Source organism: Streptomyces sp. NPDC087901, from assembly GCF_044742205.1.
In the GTDB taxonomy this organism is placed as follows: Bacteria; Actinomycetota; Actinomycetes; order Streptomycetales; family Streptomycetaceae; genus Streptomyces.
The window spans coordinates 657,911-674,381 of the sequence record NZ_JBIUUC010000001.1 but is presented as its reverse complement, the minus strand read 5'-3'; the positions used below and the strand labels follow the sequence as shown (position 1 = coordinate 674,381).

At 71.2% G+C, this 16,471-nt stretch carries 19 protein-coding genes and 1 tRNA gene; 15 read left to right on the top strand and 5 right to left on the bottom strand.

What is annotated here, in order from left to right:
* Positions 1-2: 2 nt before the first annotated feature.
* From ACIOEW_RS02950 to ACIOEW_RS02905, 10 genes are all read left to right on the top strand, one after another.
* A complete protein-coding gene (locus ACIOEW_RS02950) occupies positions 3-1,358 on the top strand; it encodes an FtsK/SpoIIIE domain-containing protein (RefSeq protein WP_401960769.1) in 1,356 nt (451 codons plus the stop codon).
* 84 nt (positions 1,359-1,442) lie between these two features.
* The gene (locus ACIOEW_RS02945) at positions 1,443-1,646 is read left to right on the top strand and encodes a hypothetical protein (RefSeq protein WP_401960766.1); all 204 of its coding nucleotides are present in this window, start codon (positions 1,443-1,445) and stop codon (positions 1,644-1,646) included.
* A complete protein-coding gene (locus ACIOEW_RS02940; protein ID WP_401960764.1) occupies positions 1,646-2,308 on the top strand; it encodes a DUF2637 domain-containing protein in 663 nt (220 codons plus the stop codon). The genes ACIOEW_RS02945 and ACIOEW_RS02940 overlap by 1 nt, the downstream gene beginning before the upstream one ends.
* Before the next feature lie 21 nt (positions 2,309-2,329).
* On the top strand, positions 2,330-2,521 hold the full coding sequence (locus ACIOEW_RS02935) for a mobile element transfer protein (protein WP_401960762.1): 192 nt from the start codon (positions 2,330-2,332) through the stop codon (positions 2,519-2,521).
* Positions 2,522-2,533: 12 nt separating this feature from the next.
* Positions 2,534-2,689, top strand: a complete 156-nt coding sequence (locus ACIOEW_RS02930) for a hypothetical protein (protein WP_123526237.1) — start codon at positions 2,534-2,536, stop codon at positions 2,687-2,689.
* A gap of 23 nt (positions 2,690-2,712) precedes the next feature.
* The gene (locus ACIOEW_RS02925; protein WP_401960759.1) at positions 2,713-3,033 is read left to right on the top strand and encodes a SpdD-like protein; all 321 of its coding nucleotides are present in this window, start codon (positions 2,713-2,715) and stop codon (positions 3,031-3,033) included.
* Positions 3,034-3,122: 89 nt separating this feature from the next.
* Entirely contained in the window at positions 3,123-3,317 is a 195-nt protein-coding gene (locus tag ACIOEW_RS02920) for a hypothetical protein (RefSeq protein WP_365203479.1), read from the top strand.
* On the top strand, positions 3,314-4,696 hold the full coding sequence (gene repSA, locus ACIOEW_RS02915; protein WP_401960757.1) for a replication initiator protein RepSA: 1,383 nt from the start codon (positions 3,314-3,316) through the stop codon (positions 4,694-4,696). Before ACIOEW_RS02920 ends, repSA begins: the two co-directional genes overlap by 4 nt.
* The gene (locus tag ACIOEW_RS02910; protein WP_359081468.1) at positions 4,693-4,905 is read left to right on the top strand and encodes an excisionase family DNA-binding protein; all 213 of its coding nucleotides are present in this window, start codon (positions 4,693-4,695) and stop codon (positions 4,903-4,905) included. Before repSA ends, ACIOEW_RS02910 begins: the two co-directional genes overlap by 4 nt.
* Complete coding sequence (locus ACIOEW_RS02905; RefSeq protein ID WP_401960754.1) at positions 4,905-6,041, top strand: tyrosine-type recombinase/integrase; 1,137 nt, start codon at positions 4,905-4,907, stop codon at positions 6,039-6,041. Before ACIOEW_RS02910 ends, ACIOEW_RS02905 begins: the two co-directional genes overlap by 1 nt.
* Positions 6,042-6,141: 100 nt before the next feature.
* Here the strand turns inward: ACIOEW_RS02905 and ACIOEW_RS02900 are convergent.
* A tRNA-Val gene (locus ACIOEW_RS02900) sits at positions 6,142-6,216 on the bottom strand.
* A 194-nt stretch (positions 6,217-6,410) separates the two neighbouring features.
* On the opposite strand from ACIOEW_RS02900, the gene ACIOEW_RS02895 reads away from it, so the two are divergent.
* The 4 genes from ACIOEW_RS02895 (at position 6,411) to ACIOEW_RS02880 (ending at position 9,818) form a co-directional block, all read left to right on the top strand.
* Entirely contained in the window at positions 6,411-7,199 is a 789-nt protein-coding gene (locus ACIOEW_RS02895; RefSeq protein ID WP_362541159.1) for a DUF4097 family beta strand repeat-containing protein, read from the top strand.
* A 71-nt stretch (positions 7,200-7,270) separates the two neighbouring features.
* A complete protein-coding gene (locus tag ACIOEW_RS02890; protein WP_401960752.1) occupies positions 7,271-8,680 on the top strand; it encodes a hypothetical protein in 1,410 nt (469 codons plus the stop codon).
* A gap of 242 nt (positions 8,681-8,922) precedes the next feature.
* The gene (locus ACIOEW_RS02885) at positions 8,923-9,513 is read left to right on the top strand and encodes a DUF4383 domain-containing protein (protein ID WP_401960750.1); all 591 of its coding nucleotides are present in this window, start codon (positions 8,923-8,925) and stop codon (positions 9,511-9,513) included.
* 86 nt (positions 9,514-9,599) lie between these two features.
* Entirely contained in the window at positions 9,600-9,818 is a 219-nt protein-coding gene (locus ACIOEW_RS02880) for a zinc ribbon domain-containing protein (RefSeq protein WP_401960748.1), read from the top strand.
* A gap of 25 nt (positions 9,819-9,843) precedes the next feature.
* On the opposite strand, the gene ACIOEW_RS02875 is transcribed toward ACIOEW_RS02880, so the two are convergent.
* From ACIOEW_RS02875 to ACIOEW_RS02860, 4 genes are all read right to left on the bottom strand, one after another.
* The gene (locus ACIOEW_RS02875; protein ID WP_401960746.1) at positions 9,844-10,503 is read right to left on the bottom strand and encodes an O-methyltransferase; all 660 of its coding nucleotides are present in this window, start codon (positions 10,501-10,503) and stop codon (positions 9,844-9,846) included.
* A gap of 247 nt (positions 10,504-10,750) precedes the next feature.
* A complete protein-coding gene (locus ACIOEW_RS02870; protein WP_401960744.1) occupies positions 10,751-11,584 on the bottom strand; it encodes an HAD family hydrolase in 834 nt (277 codons plus the stop codon).
* Complete coding sequence (locus ACIOEW_RS02865; RefSeq protein ID WP_401960741.1) at positions 11,581-14,145, bottom strand: phosphoribosyltransferase; 2,565 nt, start codon at positions 14,143-14,145, stop codon at positions 11,581-11,583. Before ACIOEW_RS02865 ends, ACIOEW_RS02870 begins: the two co-directional genes overlap by 4 nt.
* 48 nt (positions 14,146-14,193) lie before the next feature.
* Positions 14,194-15,357 (bottom strand): HpcH/HpaI aldolase/citrate lyase family protein, encoded by a 1,164-nt coding sequence (locus ACIOEW_RS02860; protein WP_362541143.1) that lies wholly within the window; start codon positions 15,355-15,357, stop codon positions 14,194-14,196.
* 220 nt (positions 15,358-15,577) lie between these two features.
* Between ACIOEW_RS02860 and ACIOEW_RS02855 the strand changes: the two genes are divergently transcribed.
* Positions 15,578-16,411 (top strand): TerD family protein, encoded by an 834-nt coding sequence (locus ACIOEW_RS02855; RefSeq protein WP_401960738.1) that lies wholly within the window; start codon positions 15,578-15,580, stop codon positions 16,409-16,411.
* Positions 16,412-16,471 lie beyond the last annotated feature (60 nt).

Here is a 16,471-nt window from a genome sequence, read left to right as displayed (position 1 = left end):
TCATGACCGGCTTCACGGTCGCCCTAGTGCTGGTTGTCGCTACCGCAGTGATCCTGCGGTGGCGGCGCCCCGCCTGGTACTGGCTGGCCTTCGGCGCCGTCTTAGCCGCTCTGCGGGTCTTGGCCCGCTACGTCTCCGTGATGGACGCGTGCGGACTGACCGTCCCGCCCTCCCGCTGGCGTCTGACCCTCGCCCGGATCGCGAACCGGCCCGTGCCGGAGTCCCGCGCCCCGCGCATCCTGCGCGTCCACCCCACCCGAACCGGCCTGGTGCTACGCCTCAAGCTCCGCCCCGGACAAGATGCGTTCGACGTCTCCGCCGCCTCGGATCGGCTGCGCCACTCCTTCGGCATGTACGGCGTGACCTCATGCGAACTGCGCTCCGGCGTCGTCGAAGTGCGGATGACCGGATACGACGTGCTCAAGCGGGTGCAGATGCCCGCCAAGATCGATCCCGCACCTATGCGGGTACCGGTCGCCCTGCGCGAGGACGGGGCAGTCCGCTACCGCGACTACCGCAGCGTTCCGCACGGGCTCACCCTCGGCGCCACCGAGTCGGGGAAGTCTGTCTACCAGCGCAACCTGGTGGCCGGCCTCGCGCCCATGGACGTCGCACTGGTAGGAATCGACTGCAAGCAGGGGGTCGAACTCTTCCCGCTAGCACGCCGGTTCTCCGCCCTCGCCGATAACCCCGACACCGCCCTGGAGCTCCTCGAAGCTCTCGTCACGCACATGGGGGACGTCTACCAACTGATCCGGGCTGAACAGCGGACCACGGTGAACGTGCCGGACGCGGCAATAGCCGCTGACATCTGGGACCTGCCCGAACACCTACGGCCGGTGCCGGTCGTGGTCCTGGTGGACGAGGTCGCCGAACTCGCCCTGTTCGCGTCCAAGGACGAAGAGAAGCGCCGCGACCGGATCATCACCGCCCTCGTCCGCCTCGCCCAACTCGGCCGCGCTGCCGGGATCTACCTGGAGATCTGCGGACAGCGCTTCGGCTCCGAACTCGGCAAGGGCATCACCATGCTCCGCGCCCAGCTCACCGGCCGCACCGCCCACCGCGTGAATGACGAGTCCTCCGCCAACATGGCCTTCGGCGACATCGCTCCGGACGCCGTCCTGGCCGCTATCCAGATCCCCACCGAGACTCCCGGCATCGCCGTCACCGGAGATTCCTCCGGCGGCTGGGCTCGCATCCGCGCCCCGCACACCTCGCTGCGCCAGGCCGTGAACATCTGCAACCGGTACGCCGACCGCACACCGGCCCTGCCCGTCCTCGCGGCCTTCCGCCCCATGGTCGGTTCCCTGGACCCGGCCTCCGAGCCGCTCGCCAAGGCCACCCCCGCCACGGCCTGAGTCCTCCCGCATCCCCGGTCGGCGCGACCGCATCGCGCCAAGTCCCTACCCGCTCCATGCCTGAAGGAAGGGAGACCGACTCCCATGTGTGAGCACATCGAGGACTTCCACCGCACCGTCCTGATGCTCGGCGCTCTGGCCCTGTACGCCGAAATGCCGGGCGCCGACAACGACTTCATTGACACCATCGGCCCGTCCCTGGCCGTGTCGCTTCCGGAGCCCCCGCCGGGGATGTTCCCGCCCGGCTACGACCCCATCGGCGGCACCGACCACCCCGGGGGCGTCTGATGGCCCGCCCCGCGTTCCGCGTGGACGCCGTCCTGGTCCAGGCCGTCATCGCCGGTGCCCTGTCCTTCGCCCACCTGCACGACCTCGCCAACGCCGCTGGGCAGGACGGCTGGAAGGCCTGGGCCTACCCCATCTCGGTGGACCTGCTCCTGGTCGCGTCGTGGCGACGCCTGCGCAGCGAGGGTCCGTCCCGGCTGGCCTGGTGCTGGTTCCTGATCGCGCTGTTCGCCTCGCTGGGTGCCAATGTCGCGACCGCCGGATTCCTCGACCTCACCCACCCGCCGGCCTGGCTGCGGTTCGGCATCGCGGGATGGCCCGCGCTCGCCTTCCTCGGCGGCACCCTCCTCGCCCACTCGCACACCACCGAGGAGCCGAAGCCCGTTCCGCCGGCACCCGCAGTCCCGCATCCCGCGACAGAAGTCGAGCGGAGATCCGCCCCCGATCCGGCGCCCGAGCCCGAGCCGATCGCCGCCGCTGACGAGAACACCCCGGCACTCGCCCCCGCCGGTCCGCCGGTCCCGGCCGCGCTGGTCGACCACGCCCGCAAGCTCGCCGACGACCACCAGGCCCGCACCGGCGCCCCGATCGACACCGAGACCCTGCGCGCTCGGCTCGGTGTCCCACCACAGCTCGCCGAGACCATCGCCGCCCAACTCGCCTGACCAGACGGGAGAACCACCGCCATGCCCGCTCGTGACCGCTTCCACTCCGTGATGCGGATCGGCCCCGTACAGATCGGCACCCACCGCGACCACCGCGACCAGACCAAACACGCCGCCGTCTGCACCAACGACCGCTGCGGCTGGTCCGCCGACTACTCCAGCCAGACCGCCGCCCAGCTCGCCGCCCGCACCCACCGCTGCACCGCCCGATAGGAGAACGGCCCCGTGGACGTCCCCCTCTGGTTCGCCCTGATCATCGTCGGCTGGCTCGGCATCAAGCTCATCCGCCCGCCCCTGTGGCTCGTCGCCGTCCTCCTGCTCGGCGGCTACCTCCTCGCCGACAGCCTCCTTGCCCCCGCCATCGACACCGCCGTCAAGTAACCACCCGCGAAGGGAGATCCACCATGTTCAAGCCGAAGGTTCCGACCATGCCCCAGCCCACCGGCCTCATCACTCGACCGACCGTCGTCGAGCCGACCGCCGTGGTCCAGCACACCCCGCCGAGCCCTGCCCCACTGAGTGTCCCGACCGCTGCGACCAGGCCCACCGTCCAGCTCACGCCCGGCGCCGTCGTCGCACTCGTGGGAGGCGGGACGGCCGTCGTCCTGGTCGTCGGCGCGGTCCTGGTCTCGATGCTCCTCGCGGTCGCCGTCACCGGCGCATCCGTCGCCATCTGCGCCCTGGTCATCCGCTCGCTCATCACTTCCGCAGACCAGCACCGCTGACCGGCCCCCGGACGGCGCACAAGCCGCCAAGCATCGCCGCCGCCCGGACAGTCCGGCCCCTTCCAACCGCAGCCGAAAGGACCGCCATCATGGCCCAGCACAGCCCTGCCCCGCCGCGTCTCTGCCCGGACTGCAACGGCTTCCCCGTCGTCGCCATCGACACCGGGACGCTCCTCGACAACGGCACCCGCGCCACCCTCCTGGTCGCTTGCCGCCTCTGCCGCGGCACCGGATCGCCCCGCACCGCGACTCCCGCCCCGGTCGTCCAGCGGGAGCACGCGTGACGGACACGATCCTCGCTAGCCTGGACCCGGCCACCCTCGGCGATCTGCTGCGGGTGGCTGGGTCCACCGGCTTCGACCGCTGGCAGGACCAGATCCGCCGCACCGGCGGCTGCTCCAACCCCATCCACCTCTCCGGCTGGACGCTCACCAAGGACAGGACCACCGGCCAGACCCTGCACCGCTACTCCACCAGCACCGAGCCCGGAGGACGGCTTCGCGTCGCCTGCGGCAACCGCCGCGCCTCACGCTGCGCGGCCTGCGCCTGGACCTACTCCGCCGACACCTACCACCTGATCCGCGCCGGACTCGCGGGCGACCAGGACAAGGACGTCCCCACAACCGTCCGCGACCACCCCCGAGTCTTCGCCACGATCACCGCCCCGTCCTTCGGCCCGGTCCACAACCGCCCCGACTCCGGCCACTGCCGCTGCGGCACCACCCACAGGCCGGATGACCATGCCCTCGGCACCCCGCTCAACCCCGACACGTACGACTACGCGGGCGCGGTCCTCTTCAACAACCACGCCGGGGACCTCTGGCAACGCTTCGCCAACCGCCTCCGCCGCGAGATCGCCGCCCGCGCCGGCCTCACCCAACGCGAACTCAAAGAAGCGGCACGGGTCTCGTACGGCAAGGTCGCCGAGTTCCAGAAGCGCGGCGCCGTCCACTTCCACGCCGTCATGCGCCTCGACGGCCCGGACGGACCCGACAGCCCGCCACCCTCCTGGGCCTCCGTGCAACTGCTCAGCGACTCCATCCGCGCCGCCGCCGCGCACGCCTACACGACCATCACCATCCCAGCCGCCGCCGGCCAACCCGCCCGCCCACTGCGCTGGGGCACCCAGCTCGACATCCGCCCCATCCGCGCCTTCGACGTCGGGACCGACATCACCGAACAGGCTGTCGCCTCCTACGTCGCCAAGTACGCGACCAAGGCCGCCGAGACAACCGGCACCGTCGACCGCCGCATCGGCAACCGCGAGGCCCTGGCCCTCCTCGACGTACCCGACCACCCGCGCCGCCTCATCGAAGCCTGCTTCGATCTCGATCCGCTCTACCCGGACCGGCGACTGCGGGCCTGGGCACACATGCTCGGCTTCCGCGGCCACTTCTCCACCAAGTCCCGCCGCTACTCCACCACCCTCGGCGCACTCCGCCAGATCCGCGCCGACTACCGCGCCTCCCAGCAGCGCGAAGAACTCGGCCTGCCCGACCCGGCCCAAGACCCGACCGTCCTCGTCCTCACAGACTGGCAGTACGCCGGACAGGGGCACAGCCCCGGCGAATCCCTCCTCGCCGCCTCGATCGCCAGAGACCTGCAACACAACCGAGAAACCGCACGCGAAGCCCTCGCCCTGGAAGGAAGCGTGAACGCATGACTGACCGACTGCTCACGGTGGAGGAGGCGGCTCAACTCCTCGGTACGACCGCGCGTTTCCCTCGGCGCCTGATCGCCGAACGGCGGATCGTGTTCGTGAAGGTGGGGCGGCATGTCCGCATCCCTGAAGGCGCCTTGACTGACTTCGTCGCGGCCAACACTGTCCAGCCGATCGTCACCAGTCGACAGCGCTTCGGGGCGGTGGCCTGATGGCGAACCAGAAGGGGAAACGCCGCCGGTTCGGTTCGGTCCGCAAGCTGCCGTCCGGCCGCTTTCAGGCCCGGTATCCCGGCCCGGATGGTCTGCTGCGTTCGGCTCCGGAGACCTTCCCCACTCAGACCGACGCTGATCGGTGGCTCGTCCGCAAGGAAGCGGAGATCCTCGACGGCCGGTGGAAGAACCCGGACGACAAGGTCCTCTTCGGGGTCTACGCCGACGCCTGGTTCAAGGAGCGCGACTACGCGGCAACCACCCGCGAACGCAACGGCAGCGCGCTACGTCTCCACGTCCTGCCTACCTTCGCGAACGTGGTCCTGAGCGAGATCACCACACCGCAGATCCGCCGCTGGCGTGCCGGCCTCCTGGAGTCCGGTGTTGGTGAACCGACGGTCGCCAAGGCGTACCAGATCCTCCGCGCCATCATGAACACCGCAGTCGACGACGACTTGATCCAGCGGAACCCCTGCCGTATCAAGGGCGCCGGGGCGGCGAAGACAGCCGAACGGCCGTTCCTCGATGTCACGGAGGTCTTCCAGCTCGCCGACGCCGTGCCGGCGCGCTTCCGGGTGTTCATCCTCCTGGCGGCCTTCACCGGTCTCCGCTTCGGGGAGCTCGCCGCGCTCCAGCGCCATGACATCGACCTCGACCGGCGAACCGTCGCCGTACGGCGTGCCCTGGCCGAGACCCGCTCGGACGGCATCCTGGTCAAGGCACCCAAGAGCGCGGCAGGTGTGCGTACCGTCGCCTTCCCTGCCTCGCTGACGGAGAGCCTGGCTGCTCACCTCGATGTCTACGCCGAGCCAGGTCGCACCGGGCTGGTCTTCACGGGAGCAAGGGGCGGGCAGCTTCGCCGGAACAACTTCCGCCGCCTGTGGCTGCGAGCCCTGGCGACGACAGGTCTGGGAGACGTCCACTTCCACGATCTGCGCCACACCGGGAACACCCTCGCCGCGACCGGCGGTGCGACCACACGGGAACTGATGCAGCGGATGGGCCACTCGTCGGTGCGTGCCGCGCTGATCTACCAGCACCTGGTGAACGGCCGCGACCATGCGATCGCCGCTCACGTCGACGAGCAGATCAGAAGGGCCCGGCCGGCAGAGCCCGACGACGCATCTGGCACGTGAATGGCACGACGCCACTCCCCCGCCGGATTCGCGGACGAACGAACAAGGCCCAGGCTCTCGGCTTACCGCCGGTGACCTGGGCCTTTGTCGTGCTACCTACTGGTGGGCGCGGACGGTTTCGAACCGCCGACATCTGCTTTGTAAGAGCAGCGCTCTACCCCTGAGCTACGCACCCGTGGATGAAGCAACAGGTTACATGCCTCACGGCACCCCTCGACAATCGGTTACCCGGGCCGGGTCGGCCGGCCGCGCAGGCCGTACGGGGGCTACCCCCACCCCCGAGACGGTAGCCGTCCGGATCGTCCCGGCGGTGGGCGCTGCATACGGTGGAGGCACATCGGCAGCGCCAGCCAGGGGGACTCCATCGCCATGACCATCCGTACCCGTACTCGCACCCGTGCCCGCACCAACGCCCTCGTGGCCGCCGGGGGAACCTTTCTCCTCGTGGGCGCGCTCAGTGGGTGTGGCAGCACCGACGTGGAGGACGCCCCCGCCGAGCACAAGTCGTTCGCGTACAGCGGGAAGGCGCTGACCATCGATGCGGAGAACTCCACCGTGGAGGTCGTGCCCGCCGATGTGGAGCGGATCGAGGTGACCCGCAGGGTCGACGGGTGGGTCGTCTTCGGGAGCGGGCCGGACCCCGTGTGGAAGCTGGAGGGCGACACGCTGACGCTTCGCGTGAAGTGTGAGGCGATGATCAGCGACTGCGGGGCGCAGCACCAGGTGAAGGTGCCTCGTGGGCTCGCGCTGACCGTGGATGCCGACAACGGGAAGGTCACCGCGTCCGGGTTCGGTACTCCGCTCAAGCTCTTCTCCGACAACGGCGGGGTCGTCGTGCGGGATGTCACCGGGCCGCTTGAGCTGAAGAGCGACAACGGCGCCGTGCGGGGCGAGCGGATCTCGGCGGCTTCCGTGGTGGCCCGCTCGGACAATGGTTCGGTGAAGCTCGACTTCAGCCGTGTTCCGGATCTGGTGGACAGCGTCAGTGACAACGGGAGCATCACCATCGATCTGCCCGCGGGCAAGGACCGGTACGCAGTGTCCGCGTCGGCCGACAACGGGCACGTCTCCGTGGCCGTGCCCCGCAGTGACGACAGCCCGCATGCGGTGAAGGCGCACAGCGACAACGGCGAAGTCACTGTGCGAAGCGCGAACTAACCGGCCCGTGTGTTCGTCCTTACCTGGTGGGAGAATGTACCGGGCAGGGCGAAACAGCACGGGAGAGGGATGTGACGGCGACACACGCGAAGCCGCAGGCGAGAGCGGGTGGGAGTTCCGCCGTCAGTGATGTCCCTGTCAGCCGGTACGGACGCGGCCGCGGCGTGCGGGATGTCCTGCTCCTGATGCTGCTGCCCGTGCCGCTGCTTGCCGCGGCGCTGCCTGCCGCCGTCGCCGGGGGCGGTACACGGCGTTGGTTCGGCGGGCGCGGGGAGGGGCAGCGGGCCGAGGCTCAGGCCGCGAAGGATGCCGCCGCCGAGGCCTTCTACGAGCTCGACACCGCGCAGCGCGATCTGCAGATCTCCATCGAGACCATCACGGCCGTGGACAGTTCGCCGGCCGCCCGGAAGGCCGTCGACGACTTCGCCGCTCTCGGGCGACGCATCGACGAGGCCAGCCACGCCTACATCACGGCCGTCGACGCGCACGATCTCGACCGGGATGATCTTGAGCCTTCGGTCGCCTCCCGTGCCCGGACCGAGCTGTCCGCCGCCAAGGACGAGCTCGTACGCGTCAAGGGCGAGCTCGACCGGTTCGCCGCCGGGCTCGGTCCGCTGCTGGGGACCGCCGAGACTCAGCTCGCCCGGCTCGCCCCCGCCGTGGAGCGGGCGCGGCAGGCGCTCCTGGCCGCGAGCAACGCTCTCGACGCGGTGCGCGCGTCCGGACTGCGGGCGGACGATCTCGCCGCGCGGCTGGCCGCACTCGCCCCCGAGCTGACCAAGCTCAACCAGGGCGCAGGCCGGCACGGCGTGCCCGAGACCCTCCAGCGCGCCGATCAGGTGCTGCGCGATGCCGAAGCCGTACGCGCCGAGGCGGTGCAGCTGCCCGAGCGGGCAGCCGAGATCGACAAGCGGCTGGTGACGCTGCGTACGCGGGCACAGGCGTTGACGACCCGGTCCGCCTCCGTCGAGCCCGTGCTCAGCGAGCTCCGGCGGCGGTTCTCGGCGGCCTGCTGGCAGGATCTCCAGCCGGTTCCCGAGCAGGCGGCCGTCAATGTGCGCCAGGCAGAGGAGAAGCTCAAGGAGGCCGCGAAGGCGCGCGACGAGCAGCGCTGGGCGGATGCCACGTCGCGGCTGAGTACGGTACGGGCCCTGCTCAACGCCACGGACGAGGCAGTGTCCGCAGCCGGTGACCGGCTGCAGCGGCTGGACGCCGTCGCCAAGGATCCGCAGCAGGAGATCCAGCGCACCCGGTTCGCCATCCGCGACGCCCAGCGCCTCGCCATGGCCGGGCGCCACACACCCGAGCCGCGCCACGCCCAGCCGCTCGACGACGCGGTGGCCCGGCTCGACCAGGCCGTCACCGCCCTCGAGGGACGCCACCCCGACTACTGGCACTTCCTGACCGTGACGGAGGGCGTACGGCAGACCGCCGCACGCGTCGTCTCCGACATCCGTGAGGAGCGCGGAGCCGGCGCCTGACGTGCGCGGGGCCGACACCTGGCGGGCGAGGGGCCGACACCTGACGGCGAAGCGCAGGCGCCTGACGTGCGAGGACGGGGGCCCTTGACGTGCGAGGGCGCGGGCGCGGCGCGCAACCGCCCCCGCTCGCCCCGACTCCGCGCCCGGCCCGCGCGCGCCCGCCCCGCACCCATGCTCGCGGCCGCCCTGACGTGCGGTGGCCCCGGCCCCGCGGGATCCTGGTAGTACGCGAAGGAGGCCCCATGGCCACCCATGTACTGCGCCCCGCACGGCGGCCGCCGGCCGCCCATCGCAAGGCCACCCTGCTCGATGAGCACCTGCCCGTGGACCACCGGCTCAGCCGCGTCTACCAGATCGGCGCCGGGCTGATGGGCCTGGTGCTGCTCGCCTTCGGCATCCTCGGACTGATCGACAAGGTCGGCTTCTTCGACACCGGCGGCGACACCGTCGCGGGTCTGAGCACCAACGGCGCGCTCAGCGTCCTGTCGATCTGCGTCGGGCTGCTGCTCTTCATCGGGATGGTCATCGGCGGCAACTTCGCCTCAACGCTCAACATGGTGCTGGGCATCGCCTTCGTCCTCAGTGGCTTCGTCAATCTCGCCCTGCTGGACACCGGGCTCAACTTCCTCGCCTTCGAGATACAGAACGTGCTCTTCAGCTTCGTGGTCGGTCTGTTGCTGATGATGTTCGGGATGTACGGACGTGTCAGCGGCGGGCTCCCCCATGACAATCCCTACTGGCGAGCCCGCCATCCCGAGGAAGCCGAGCGTGAGGAGCGGCTCGCGCGACGGCGGGCGGTCGGGGAAATGCCCGTCGTCCGGCCCGGCCGATAGCGGAGTGCGAGGATCCCGCCGCCCGGCCCGGCCGATGGCCGAGTTCGGGGATGCCCGTTGCCCGTCCCGGCCGATAGCCTGGGGACATGCCTCGTTACGAGTACCGCTGCCGCTCCTGCGGAGACACCTTCGAGCTCAGCCGTCCGATGGCCGAGTCCTCGGCCCCCGCCTCCTGCCCCGCCGGGCACGAGGACACCGTGAAACTTCTCTCGGCCGTCGCCGTGGGCGGCTCGGCCGGTTCCGGTCCCGCGCCCTCGGCCGGTGGTGGCGGCGGCGGTTGCTGCGGTGGGGGCTGCTGCGGCTGAGCCCCGCGAAAGCCGGCGGCCGGGGCTACCGCTTGCGTGACAGCGTCAGTCCGTCCGACACCGTGAGCAGCACGCTGTCCATCCTCGGGTCGGCGGACACGTGGTTGTTGAACTCCTGGATGGCCGCCGCCGCCCCGGTCGCCCGCGGGTCCGTCACGCCGCCGTGGAAGAGCACGTTGTCCGTGGTGATGAGGCCGCCCTGGCGCATCCGGGGCACCAGCTCCTCCCAGTACGCGATGTAGTTCTCCTTGTCCGCGTCCAGGTAGGCGAAGTCGATGTGCGGTTCCGCGGGCATGGCCCGCAGGGTGTCGAGGGCCGGGGCGATCCGCAGTTCGATCCGGTCGGCGACGCCTGCCTTCGCCCAGGCCTCACGGCCGTAGGCGGTCCACTCCTCCGAGACGTCGCACGCGATCAGCCGGCCTCCGGCGGGCAGGGCCTGGGCCATCGCGAGGGCGGAGAACCCGGTGAAGGTCCCGACCTCCACGATGTGCCGTGCCCCCGTCAGCCGGACGAGGAAGGCGAGCAGCGGGCCCTGTTCCTCGGCCGACTGCATGCCCGCGTAATCGGGAAGCTTGGCGTACGTGGTCTCCACGAGTTCGCGCTGCACCGCGTCCAGCGGCGGATTGTGGGCGAGCATGTACGCGTACAGCTCGTCCGTGATCTTGGTTTCGTTGCCCTTGGTCATCGCGCCACTCCCCGCTCTGCCGAGTGCTCCGCCGACGGGCGGAACGCGGTGACTGTAGCCGCGGGCGGGGCCGGTTCGAGCGAATTCGGCGGCGCGTCGAGCGCCTGTCAGCGGCATGCGCCGACGGGCCTCGACTCAGCGGTACGCACCGACCGGCCCTCGACTCGGCCCTGCGCCCCCGCAGGCCCTCGGCTCAGCGGCACCCGCCGGCCCTCGACTCAGCGCTACGCCCCCGCAGGCCCTCCGCTCAGGCCGCCCGGCGCAAGCCCGACGCCTCCAGGAAGCGTCGCAGGATCTCCTCGCCCGCGGCCACACCGCTCTCGGCGGTCGCCGTCACGTGCGGGGCGCTCCAGCCGGCGTCGGCCAGTTCGCCGTGGCCGGGGCGCCAGCCCCGGTCAGCGGCGAGCAGCAGGTCGGCGTCGAGGAGGGAGTCACCGGCGGCCAGGGTGAGCGTGGCGCCGGTGCAGCGGGCGACCTCGCGCATCGCCGCGCTCTTGGTGAGCGGACGCGGTACGACGTAGATCTTGCGGCCCTGCAGTGAGACGGTCCAGCCGCGCGGCTCCGCCCATGCGGCGAGTTCCTTCGTCCAGTCGGCCGGCAGCAGGGACCGCTCGACGACGAGGTAGGCGAAGAGGTCCTCGGCGACCCTTTCCTTGAGCAGCCAGGCGGGGTCGGCCGCGGAGACGAGGTGGGCGCGGACCTCGGCGAGCGAGGCGCATTCCTCGGCCAGCCGGCCGGCCACGGTCCGCTGCCAGCCCTGGTCGGACTCGCCGTTGACCAGGATGTGTCCGCCGTTGGCGCAGATCGCGAACTCTGCCGCGGGGCCCGGGAGATGGATGCGGTGGTACTGCTCGCGGGTACGGGTGGTGGTCGGCACGAAGACCGTGGCCGGGGAGCGGGTCAGCTCGGCGAGCAGCGCGGCCGCCGTCTCCGTGACGTACGACAGGGGCTTCCTGTCGTACACCTCGACGCAGAGCAGACGGGGGGCCTCGGCGTCCGGCATCGGGAGCTGGAGGGCCGCGGCGGAGTAGATGAGGGTGCGGTCGAGGTCGCTGGCGACCAGCGTCACGGGCGAGGTCACTTGGACTCCACCGCCCGGCCGTCCGCGCCGGTCGCCCCGCGCGTGTACTTGGGGTGGATCAATCCGACGCAGGTGTACGGGAGTTCGTCGACCTCTTCGACCGGCACGCCACGCTGCTGCGCCAGCAGCCTGATGTGTTCCAGGTCGGCGCCGGCGCCGCGCTTGGCGAGGATCTTCCACGGGACGCGGCGCAGCAGGACGCGGGTCGTCTCGCCGACACCCGGCTTGACGAGGTTCACGTCGTGGATGCCGTACTCCTCGCTGATGCGTTCCACCGCGGCCCAGCCCTCCCAGGTCGGGGCCCGGTCGGCGGTGAGCAGCTCCTTGACCTCGGCGTCCACGGCGTCGGTGACCTCGCCGAACCGGTCGGTGACGGTGTCGAGGAAGTGGCCGGAGACATCGGACCCGGCGAGCTCCCGGTAGAACTTCGCGCCGTGGAAGTCATCGGGTCCGACGAGGTCGGAGCGCAGGACCGTACGGGAGATCAGCCCGGACACGGTGGAGTTGAGGCAGGCGGAGGGGATCAGGAAGTCCTCGCGGGTGCCGTACGTGCGGACGCAGCCGCCCGGGTCGGCCAGGACCGCGATCTCCGGGTTGAAGCCCTCGGTCCCGTCGGACTCCTCGAACTCCGCGATCGCCGCGGCCAGTTCGCGGGTGATGGCGCCCTTGCCGGTCCAGCCGTCGACGAAGACGACGTCGGCCGGGTTGTGGTGGGCGGCAAGCCAGCGCAGGGCGTTGGCGTCGATGCCGCGGCCGCGCACGATCGAGACGGCGTAGTGCGCCAGGTCGATGCCGTGCCGGAGGCGGGCCCAGCGGCGCATCAGTACGCCGACGGGGGTGCCGGCCCGGGCCAGCGAGACGAGCACGGGGCGGGGGCCGCGCTCGGCGAGGACCGTCTCGGTGACCGTGCCGACAGCGCGGGCGATGCGGGCGGCCGACAGGTCCAGAGCCGCCTTGAACAGGTCCTGGTACTGCTCGGAGGGCTGGTACTCGACGGGCAGCGACTCGGCGTAGTGCGCGCCGCCGCTCTGTATCGCCTCCTCGCGCTCCTCGGTGGGCGCCTCCAGTTCGGTGTCCGAGAGGTCCTGGAGCAGCCAGCCGACCTCGTCCGGTGCGTAGGAGGAGAAGGCGGGGCCGCGGAGGGGCTCGGGCAGCATGGCGGACTCTTCCTGCCGTTGGGGGGCGTACGACGGGGCCGGCTCGTCGGCGGATGCCCCGGGCGGTACGTACGAGGGGACGACCGCCAGCAGGACATGGGCGGCATGCGGGGTGAGCTGCTGCATCAGGCCGTGCGGGCCGTGCAGCGCGTGGGTGTCGGCGGTGGAGTCGACGACGAGGACCACGGCGTCGAAGCCGCCGCCCGCGACGTTGTACGCGTAGCGCTCGCCCGGGCCGTCGGCCGGGTCGTCGTGGGCCGGGAAGACCAGCCGGGTGCGTATCGCATAGCCCGGGTCGTCCACGGCGAGGACCGGGGAGCGGGTCGTGGTCGAGTAGCGGACCTCGGCTCCCGTGCGCTCCTCCAGGGCGGTGCCCAGGCGCAGGGGCGCGTACATCAGCTCCTCGAAGCCGAGGACCAGGACGCGGCGGGGGTGCTCGCCCAGCGCCTGCGCGATGCGGTCCGCCATGGCGGGGAGGGCGGTTTCCAGGAGTGCGCGGTGTGCGGGGGTGAAGCCGTGCCGGCCGCCGTCGGGCACTCCGGCGGGCCACTGGAGGTCGATCCGGGTGTGGGCACGGGGAAGGGTGCGCAGCGGCTCGGGCTTTCCCCCGGGCCGCCCCACGCGGGGCTGCGCCGCCTCCTGAGCCGCCTCCTGCTCGGCGACCAGGGCCTGCCCCTTCTCCAGAACACCTTCCGGAAGGCGGACCGTGCCCGTGTTCCTTGCCACCAGGTCGACGCGGGCGCCGATCTCCTCGGCGAACTCGGCGAGCCGCCCCTGGTCGGCCGGCGAGCGCATGTCGACCAGGGCCACGATGACGTACCGCTTGCGCGGGTACCGCTCGTGCAGGGCGCGGATGGTGTTGAGAACGGTGTTGCCGGTGGAGAACTCGTCGTCGACGAGGACGAGGGTCGCGCCCGCCTCACCGCCCCGTTCGGCTGCCAGCAGGTCCGGGTCCTCCGGAAGCAGCAGGTGCGAGGTGGCGTGCGAGTGCGACTCCTCGAAGCCGCCCGCCCGCGCCACGCCCTCGACGGGGCGTCGCGTCGAGTGGAGGTAGGGCGCCGATCCGAGCCCGTCGGCGACGGCGTGGCCGAGGCCGGTGGCCGTCTCCGCGTAACCGAGCACGACCGCGCGGCGCGCCCCGTCCTCGCCGAGCAGCTCGCGCACCCGGCGGCCGAGCTCGACCCCGGCGCCGTACACCACCGAGGGGCGCTGCGGTACATGCTTGCCGAGCACGTTGGACACGAGCAGATGTGCCCGTTTGGGGTTGCGCCGCAGGGCGAGGCCCAGCAGCTCGCGGAGCTCCCCGTCGCCCACCAGCTCGACGCCCAGCCGCTCCGCGACCCAGCTACCCGACCACACCACGTTCGCTGTCTCTTTCCGTTGGCCTGTCACACGCCCGCCCATGCGGACCCGTCCCTCAAGCATCACGCGCCTGCGCGCGCGGGCACACCGCTATTCCGCGACGCTCGCCGCCAGCAGGTCCACGAAGCCGACGTCCTCCTTCGCCACGCCGAAGACCTCGGCCCGCCGCAGCGTGCGTTCGGCCCAGGCGCGGTGGGGCTTCACTTCGTTCATCTTGTTCGTGTACGACGAGCGCAGCACCCCGCCACCGTCGCGCTCCGGCCGCAGGATGTCCTGCGCGTCACTGAACTCCTCGTGACTGACCACGGACAGCGCATGCACGGGTGCGACGTGCGACGGGTGGATGCAGGTCTTGCCGAGCAGGCCGTTGGCCCGGTCGAGCTCGATCTCCCGCAGCAGTCCGTCCAGGTCGTGCTCGATCAGGGCCGTACGAAGCTCCTCCGCGCTGCCCTCCAGGAAGGGGCTGCGGCGCAGCTGTGGCTTGAACATGCGCTCCTGAAGCCTGAAGTACTCCCAGACGGGGCCGGTGATGGTGAAGCCCGTCCCGTCCGCCCGGCCCAGCACGTTGACCACGTCGGCGATGACGTCGGCGACGATCCGGACGTCGTAGGCCGTCATGTCGGGCGCCCGGCGCAGTCCGTATGCCGAGCAGAAGTCGGTGACGCCGAGGCGCAGGGCAAGCACCCGGTCACGGTAGGTGTCGACGGTGCGGGCGATCTTCTGGAGGACCTCATGGCGGGTCTCCAGGTGCAGCAGCTCGGGGGATTCGAGCACGGGCATGGCGAAGAGCCGTCGGCCGCACGCGGACTCGGCCTTGGTGAGCGCTTCCATGAACGAGATGCCACGCTCTTGCGTGAACTTGGGAAGTACGAAACCGGACAACAATCGGACGGATTCGCCGAGCCGGCGCACGAGGTCGGTGATCTGGTGCGGTTCGCGGACGCGGATGAACAGCAGTGGCGGTTCGCCGCCGCGCGCCGCGAGGTCGGCGAATTGCCTGACCAGGTTCTCCTCGGCGGCCGGCACCTCGGAGTCATCGATCGAATCCTCCAGGCACAGCACCATGGAGACGACTCCGCGACGGGCCTGCTTGAGGACGTCGTCGGCGAGCCTGGGCCGGGTGGCCGGGCTGTAGAGCGTGGCGCCCAGGGCGGCCGCGAGGACCGGAGCCGGCGACCCGGCGTCGAAGGCGCACGGTTCCCGGAAGAACAGATCGCCCCTCACGGCAGGCGCGATATGCCCGAAATGACGCATGTGATTCCCCCCGTACTACCTGGCCGGTCGGACAACGTGTGGCCGGTAATAGTACGTACGGGTGGGTGTCGGCAGTTCCCTGCCCACATGAATTCCGGGTAACTCGTCCATTTAGCGATGGTTCCCAAGGGTGCGGAGGCGATCGTTCCGACATTCTCGCGAGACACGGCTGCGACCCCCGCGTTGTCTGCACGGCCGGCCAGCAGGCAGGATGACGGGCATGACGCACGCGATGGTGAAAGGCTCGAACGTCCCACTCGATGCCATGGCTGTACGGGCCGTGCTGCGCTGGACCCCGGGCGCCGGGGTACCCGATGTGGACGCCTCGGCCCTGCTGCTCGGCTCCGGCGGCCGCGTGCGCTCCGACGAGGACTTCGTCTTCTACAACCAGCCCCGCCACCCCTCCGGCCTGGTACGACGGCTGCCGAAGCGAAGCCTGCCCGAGGGCCTGACGGACACCATCGAGGCCGACCTGAACGCGCTCGACCCCTCGGTCGACCAGGTCGTCATCGCCGCGTCCTCCGACGGGGCCCCCTTCGAGCACGTGCACGATCTCCGCGTCCTGCTCTACGACGCCGCGGCGGCGGGCGGGGAGCCGCTCGCCGTCTTCGACGTGCGGCCGGATACGGGCGAGGAAACCGCGATCATCTGCGGCGAGCTGTACCGGCGCGGCGATGGCTGGAAATTCCGGGCCGTGGGACAGGGATATCCGACCGGTCTCATCGGTCTCGCGACCGCCTTCGGCATCTCGGTGGACGAGACGGAGGCCGCTGCCGAGCCCGGCCCGACGCCGCCGCCCGCCCCCGCGTTCCCGCCCGCACCGGCAGTCGGCCCCGACGCGCAGACCACGGTCCAGCACCAGCAGCCCGCCTACGGCTATCCGCAGCCCACTGCGGCCCCCGCCGCACCTGCCCCGCAGCCCGCCTACGGCTACCCTCAGCCGGCCGCCGCACAGCCCGCCTACGGCTACCCGCAGCCTGCGGCGGCGGCAGCGCACGCGCCCGACCCGAATTTCGCCCTGCCACCGCAGGGGCCGCAGTTCATACGGCCCTGATCCGGACGTGATCCGCCCCGCGAACCCGCCTGATCCGGACAAGAGGCCCTGGAGCCTTTC

Bases quoted from the DNA above. Each gene is read 5' to 3' on its own strand.
- ACIOEW_RS02855 (WP_401960738.1), top strand. From the start codon at position 15,578: ATGACGCACGCGATGGTGAAAGGCTCGAACGTCCCACTCGATGCCATG.
- ACIOEW_RS02910 (WP_359081468.1), top strand. From the start codon at position 4,693: ATGACTGACCGACTGCTCACGGTGGAGGAGGCGGCTCAACTCCTCGGT.
- ACIOEW_RS02940 (WP_401960764.1), top strand. From the start codon at position 1,646: ATGGCCCGCCCCGCGTTCCGCGTGGACGCCGTCCTGGTCCAGGCCGTC.
- ACIOEW_RS02885 (WP_401960750.1), top strand. From the start codon at position 8,923: ATGGCCACCCATGTACTGCGCCCCGCACGGCGGCCGCCGGCCGCCCAT.
- ACIOEW_RS02895 (WP_362541159.1), top strand. From the start codon at position 6,411: ATGACCATCCGTACCCGTACTCGCACCCGTGCCCGCACCAACGCCCTC.
- ACIOEW_RS02925 (WP_401960759.1), top strand. From the start codon at position 2,713: ATGTTCAAGCCGAAGGTTCCGACCATGCCCCAGCCCACCGGCCTCATC.
- ACIOEW_RS02950 (WP_401960769.1), top strand. From the start codon at position 3: ATGACCGGCTTCACGGTCGCCCTAGTGCTGGTTGTCGCTACCGCAGTG.
- ACIOEW_RS02905 (WP_401960754.1), top strand. From the start codon at position 4,905: ATGGCGAACCAGAAGGGGAAACGCCGCCGGTTCGGTTCGGTCCGCAAG.
- ACIOEW_RS02935 (WP_401960762.1), top strand. From the start codon at position 2,330: ATGCCCGCTCGTGACCGCTTCCACTCCGTGATGCGGATCGGCCCCGTA.
- ACIOEW_RS02875 (WP_401960746.1), bottom strand. From the start codon at position 10,503: ATGACCAAGGGCAACGAAACCAAGATCACGGACGAGCTGTACGCGTAC.
- ACIOEW_RS02880 (WP_401960748.1), top strand. From the start codon at position 9,600: ATGCCTCGTTACGAGTACCGCTGCCGCTCCTGCGGAGACACCTTCGAG.
- ACIOEW_RS02860 (WP_362541143.1), bottom strand. From the start codon at position 15,357: ATGCGTCATTTCGGGCATATCGCGCCTGCCGTGAGGGGCGATCTGTTC.
- ACIOEW_RS02945 (WP_401960766.1), top strand. From the start codon at position 1,443: ATGTGTGAGCACATCGAGGACTTCCACCGCACCGTCCTGATGCTCGGC.
- ACIOEW_RS02920 (WP_365203479.1), top strand. From the start codon at position 3,123: ATGGCCCAGCACAGCCCTGCCCCGCCGCGTCTCTGCCCGGACTGCAAC.
- ACIOEW_RS02865 (WP_401960741.1), bottom strand. From the start codon at position 14,145: ATGGGCGGGCGTGTGACAGGCCAACGGAAAGAGACAGCGAACGTGGTG.